Below are 5,280 nucleotides of genomic sequence, written 5' to 3' on the forward strand. Positions count from 1 at the left end.
TTTATAGTTACTACGGAATGTGTATTAGTGAAAGCCGATATACAGGATACACACAGTTGAAAATAAGAGGTCCTTGGCTATGTTGACTTTTAAAAAATAAATGGAGGTAATAATTTATGTATGAAGTTGATCAGTATACGGTATCGTTATTGCATTTTGAAGATGGTTTGAAAGATGAGTGTGGGAATACGTGGACGGCAACGGGAAGTCCAACGGTGGACACTACTCAAAAGGTAGTTGGTAATAGCTCTTTATATAGCCCGACGGGTGCTTCTCTTACGAGCGTTATCAACAAATGTGCTTTTGGTACCGGCGACTTTACGGTCGATTTTTGGGCGCGCAGTGCCAACCTTAAGCAATGCTTGTTTGCTTCGTCGGCGATCATAGGAGGTGCTGTTGGCGTATCCATAAATGGAGATTGGGTTTGGGTTGGGAATAATGGTCAGGCAGAGGGTATTTTGCGTCCAGGAACAACACTTTCTGATAATACATGGACGCACATTGCTGCAGTTAGATCTCAAGGCCAATTCATGTTATTTGTGCAAGGCAAGCTAGTACAACAAGCCAAAATGAGTAGCGCGATTACTAGTACACATTTTGCCATAGGATCTAGATATGGGGATGTCCCCGGTGGTTATCGCAATACACAGCCAATGTTCATCGATGAATTCCGGATTTCCAATGTCGCTCGATGGACTACGGATTTTACACCACCTAATACAACTACTGAAACTATAGATGCACCAACTAACCTAACCGCAAGCGCAGGAGATTCCCAAGTAAGTCTCTCTTGGAATGCAGTAGAAGGAGCAGCAAGTTACAACGTAAAACGCTCAACTACTGCAGGAGGTCCATATACAACAATTGCTACTAACGTTACTGGTGCAAGCTATGTTGACAGTACAGTAACCAATGGGACTACATATTACTATGTAGTTACTGCAGTAGATAGCAATGGTAATGAAAGTGCTAGTTCAAATGAAGCTTCTGCAACTCCTCAGGCCCCAAGTGGACAAGCATTATTGCGAGTAACAATGATTGATTCTAGCGAGCGTGAATATCAGCTATCTGCTTTCGAAATTGATGGCTTTATTAATTGGTACACTCGTACTGTAGACACTGGCACAACTTGTTATATGTTAAATAAAAATATCGGCTTACAAAATAGTAAAGAATATTTGGCGTTTGACAAGGTTATTAGTTTTGAGGTTATGGAACTAACAAAATAAAACTAGTGCCGTCTTACCTTAATTGGTAGGGCGGTACTTTTTTACTGACGTGCGGCCAACGCTCAGGCACGACTGATTTCTGAACATAGGCTAGAAAAATAATCAAGATTTTAAGAGTAAGTGTATTGCAGTTCTTTTGTTATTGCTTAAGTGTTGCTTTCTTAGGAATAAAAATATCCTCCATAAGCATAATAAACATGTAGCTTCAAGATTTATAACTATTTGAAAAAGAAGGAGGAGAACGATGCGTTTAGAAAAAACCACCGACCGGGTTCTTACAGATATTGATCCTAAGCTGCAACGGATAATTGAAATAAGTACTCGGGAAAAAGATAGTTTCACAACTACTGCTACTGCTCAGGAGGAACCCGTATCAGTGATTGCCAAGGTGACAGATATAGAGGCGTGGAGTGCGATTCCAGGTGTCAAGCACAAGGCTGATATGGGAATGGCACCGGATCGGACTGGCCGAATCGTTACCGCCCGTGTGGCTGTGAATGAATTGGAGAACATCCGAAAATCTTCTGTCGTACTCAGCTTAAAGTTGGCGCAACCGGTTAGCCCAACCCTGGACAAGACGACACAAGAGATTAATGGGCGAAGAGATCTCCTGCCTCCCGGTGCAGCCAAAGACCAAGGGGGTCAAGGGGTAGTAGTTGGAATTGTGGATATAGGTTGTGATGTTGTCCACAAGAATTTCCGGAATATTGACGGATCTACGCGGTTGCTTTCAATCTGGAATCAGCATGCGCCACAAGGGGGTAACAGCCCCTTTGATTATGGTCGAGTCTTTACTAAAGAGGAAATCAATCGTGCGATTCAGGCCCCGAATCCTTACGAGGCGCTGATGGTTCCTGAAGAGATTATTCAGGATCAACCTTGGCATGGAACACATGTCATGGATATCGCCGCGGGTAATGGGGAGGGGACGAGAATACCTGGTATTGCTCCAAAAGCTGATCTTGTATTCGTGGAACTGGCTGCCAACGATATTCCATGGGGTGGGTCTGAAGCTGTGGGGTGTACATTTGGCGATTCGGTTCAGGTGCTGGAAGCTGTTAGATACATTTTTGACATGGCAGGCGATCGTCCTTGCGTGGTCAACCTTAGTCTGGGAACCAATGGTGGCCCGCATGATGGGACATCTCTTGTTGAACAAGGCTTTGATGCCATACTCAATGAAAAGCTAAATCGAGCTATTGTTATCGCTGCTTCCAATTCCTTTAATGATGGGATTCACGCAAGTGGAAAAGTGACTCAAGGGGGGACTTTCGATCTCCGCTGGGAAGTGAAGCAGGGAGATCGTACCTCCAATGAGCTGGAAATCTGGTATGACGGCAGAGATGAGTTTTTAGTCGAGATTATTGATCCAAACGGTCAAAGCATAGGCACAGTCCAACTTGGGTCAAATGCCAATGCGAAAGATCAAAGAGGAAACGTCAGCATGTTCGTCGCTCATCGCAAAAACGATCCAAATAACAGCGATAATTTAATCGGTATTTTCTTTGAACGAAGCTTATCTGCGGGAATCTGGACTATGCGTCTTCATGGAACAAGAGTAACAAACGGCAAATTTCATGCTTGGATCGAGCGGGATGATCCTAACAGAATCCAGCCGAATAACCAATCCAAATTTGCTTCGCCCAATGACAATTCACACACACTTGGTTCCATCTCTTGCGGGCATAAAAGTATCGTAGTGGGATCTTACGACGCCAATGATCGCAACAAATCAATCTCCGGATTTTCCAGTGCTGGGCCGACGCGCGATGGGCGGCAGAAACCAGAAATCAGTGCACCGGGTCAATTGGTGGCAGCAGCGGAATCGGGCTCGAAAACCGAATCGGTCACCATGTCAGGAACTAGCATGGCTTCACCAGCCGTAGCAGGTGTAGTCGCCTTGATCCTTTCTGAAGCCCAGGCAAATGGACTTAAGCTCAAGGCTGACGAAATCCGTGAGATTGTAGCTAAGGCTGCGAGGAAAAATCTGCCTGACAGCCAGGCATGGGATGCTCGATACGGGCTAGGGCGAATAGATGCCAAAGTAGCGATTGAAACTGTAAGTTCATTAATACTGGTCTAAAAATGTCGTCCCTTGGTCTAAACCAAGGGATAAGTGTTTAATCTATCGGTATATCGTCGATTAGAAGGGGAACATAGCGAACTAATAGAAAATTTCTATCCGGGACATTTAAAAGATTAGTTCGCTAGCCGTCTTTGCCTTCGGGTGAGGCGGTTTTTGGCAGTATTTACAACTTGCTTTCCTTCTATGAAGACTCTATAATCTAACCAAACGTACGTTCTGTTGTGGGTGGTGGAATTATCATGCGTCGCACTATTTTACATGTCGATCTAAATAACTATTACGCCAGCGTAGAATGTCTATATCGCCCTGAAATCCGTGATAAGCCAGTCATTGTGTGTGGTGATGCCGAAGCGCGCCATGGTATCATTCTTGCCAAAAATTATATTGCAAAGGCTCTAGGAGTTAAAACAGGAGATGCAATCTGGGAGGCAAAACAAAAGTGTCCTGGCTTAGTGTTGGTACGAGCAGATTTTCAAAAGTATTTACGGTTTTCACGGTTAGCGCGAGCGATATACGCAGACTATACAGATCAAATTGAACCATTCGGGATTGATGAGGCCTGGCTTGATATCAGCGGCACAGAGAAGATATTTGGCACTGGTCAAGATATTGCGAATCAAATCAGGCAACGCTTGCGAAATGAGCTAGGTCTCACAGGATCAGTTGGAGTTTCATATAATAAAATCTTTGCAAAGCTTGGTAGCGACATGAAGAAACCAGATGCTTCAACGGTTATTTCAGAGGATAATTTTAGAGATGTTGTTTGGTCGCTGCCTGTTGGAGAATTGTTGTATGTTGGTCGCTCTACTAGACGTAAGCTTCAGAATCGCGCCATCTATACCATTGGTGATCTTGCTAATCGTGATATTAAAAGCCTACGCTTGTTACTAGGTATATGGGGTGAAACTTTACATAGCTTTGCTAATGGGCTTGATGCAGCACCAGTACGGTTAACGGGTGAGAGTAGTATCATTAAATCTGTTGGCAATAGTACTACAACTCCAAGAGATCTAGTCAATAATCAAGACGTCAAACTAATCATTTATGTGTTGGCAGAGAGTGTAGCAGCTCGTCTACGTAAGCATGGTTTTAAATGTAAAACTGTATCTATCAGCGTAAGAGGTAATGACCTTATATCCTTTGAGAGACAAGGCAAGTTGTCGAACCCGACATTTTTATCTAATGATATTGCTAATAAGGCGATGGAATTATTTAAAGCAAATTACCGATGGGAGACTCCAATTCGAAGTCTTGGCGTGCGTGGATCTGATCTAGTGACTGCAGATCGGCATGTGCAGCTCGATTTGTTTGATAATAGCAACTTGGATGCAGAAATATTGGCAGGTACGGTAGATAATCTACATAAACGTTTCGGGCATTATAGTGTTCAACGTTGTGCCATATTACTTGATAGGAAGCTTACTGGCTTTAATCCAAAGGAAGACCACACTATTCATCCAATATCATATTTTAGATAAAGGAAAAGGACAGCTAGGCTTAAAAATGCTGAGCTGTCCTTTTATGCTGTTTTTGACTTTGGTTTTCTAGGTGCTTTCTTCTTAGATTCGTTCTTCTTTATAGCAGACATACTAGCTTCCAGTGCTGACATAAGGTCTGCAAAATATGGTGATGTGTCGACAGGTGTTGCAACAACTTGATCGTTTCCTGCCTTAGTATCGATCATTACCAATACTTGTTTGTGATACTCATTTTCATATTTTTCTGGTTCAAATTTAGTTATTAGAGTATCAATAAGCGTTTTAGCCATTCCAAGCTCTTTAGCGGATAGTTCTACATTGGTTGGCAAATCGTTTTCTATTTCCTTCACAGGCACTATCTCGTCGGCAAACAACATCGTAGATAAAGTAATAACATTATCCGTAGGACGTATTGCTGCAAGATACTCTTTATTTCTCAAAACAAACTTAGCAATTCCGACTACGTTAGACTCAGCCATGCCCTGCA

General features: G+C 43.0%; 4 protein-coding genes. 3 read left to right on the forward strand and 1 reads right to left on the reverse strand.

Features of this window, described 5'->3' with window-relative positions; genetic code table 11:
- The first annotated feature begins 116 nt into the window (after positions 1-116).
- From LMF89_RS24995 to dinB, 3 genes are all read left to right on the forward strand, one after another.
- Positions 117-1,229: a LamG-like jellyroll fold domain-containing protein gene (locus tag LMF89_RS24995; RefSeq protein ID WP_229537523.1), complete on the forward strand. Its 1,113-nt coding sequence runs from the start codon at positions 117-119 to the stop codon at positions 1,227-1,229.
- A gap of 244 nt (positions 1,230-1,473) precedes the next feature.
- Positions 1,474-3,312, forward strand: a complete 1,839-nt coding sequence (locus LMF89_RS25000; protein ID WP_229537524.1) for a S8 family peptidase — start codon at positions 1,474-1,476, stop codon at positions 3,310-3,312.
- A 242-nt stretch (positions 3,313-3,554) separates the two neighbouring features.
- The gene (gene dinB, locus LMF89_RS25005) at positions 3,555-4,793 is read left to right on the forward strand and encodes a DNA polymerase IV (RefSeq protein WP_229537525.1); all 1,239 of its coding nucleotides are present in this window, start codon (positions 3,555-3,557) and stop codon (positions 4,791-4,793) included.
- A gap of 41 nt (positions 4,794-4,834) precedes the next feature.
- Here dinB and LMF89_RS25010 read toward each other — a convergent pair.
- Positions 4,835-5,280: Ku protein (locus LMF89_RS25010; protein WP_304622627.1), on the reverse strand; the 446-nt coding region annotated here is incomplete at its 5' end.

This window comes from Pelosinus baikalensis, assembly GCF_020819555.1.
Lineage (GTDB): Bacteria > Bacillota > Negativicutes > DSM-13327 > DSM-13327 > Pelosinus > Pelosinus baikalensis.

Excerpts from the sequence above, each read along its gene's own strand:
- dinB (WP_229537525.1), top strand. The coding sequence starts at position 3,555 with ATGCGTCGCACTATTTTACATGTCGATCTAAATAACTATTACGCCAGC.
- LMF89_RS25000 (WP_229537524.1), top strand. The coding sequence starts at position 1,474 with ATGCGTTTAGAAAAAACCACCGACCGGGTTCTTACAGATATTGATCCT.
- LMF89_RS24995 (WP_229537523.1), top strand. The coding sequence starts at position 117 with ATGTATGAAGTTGATCAGTATACGGTATCGTTATTGCATTTTGAAGAT.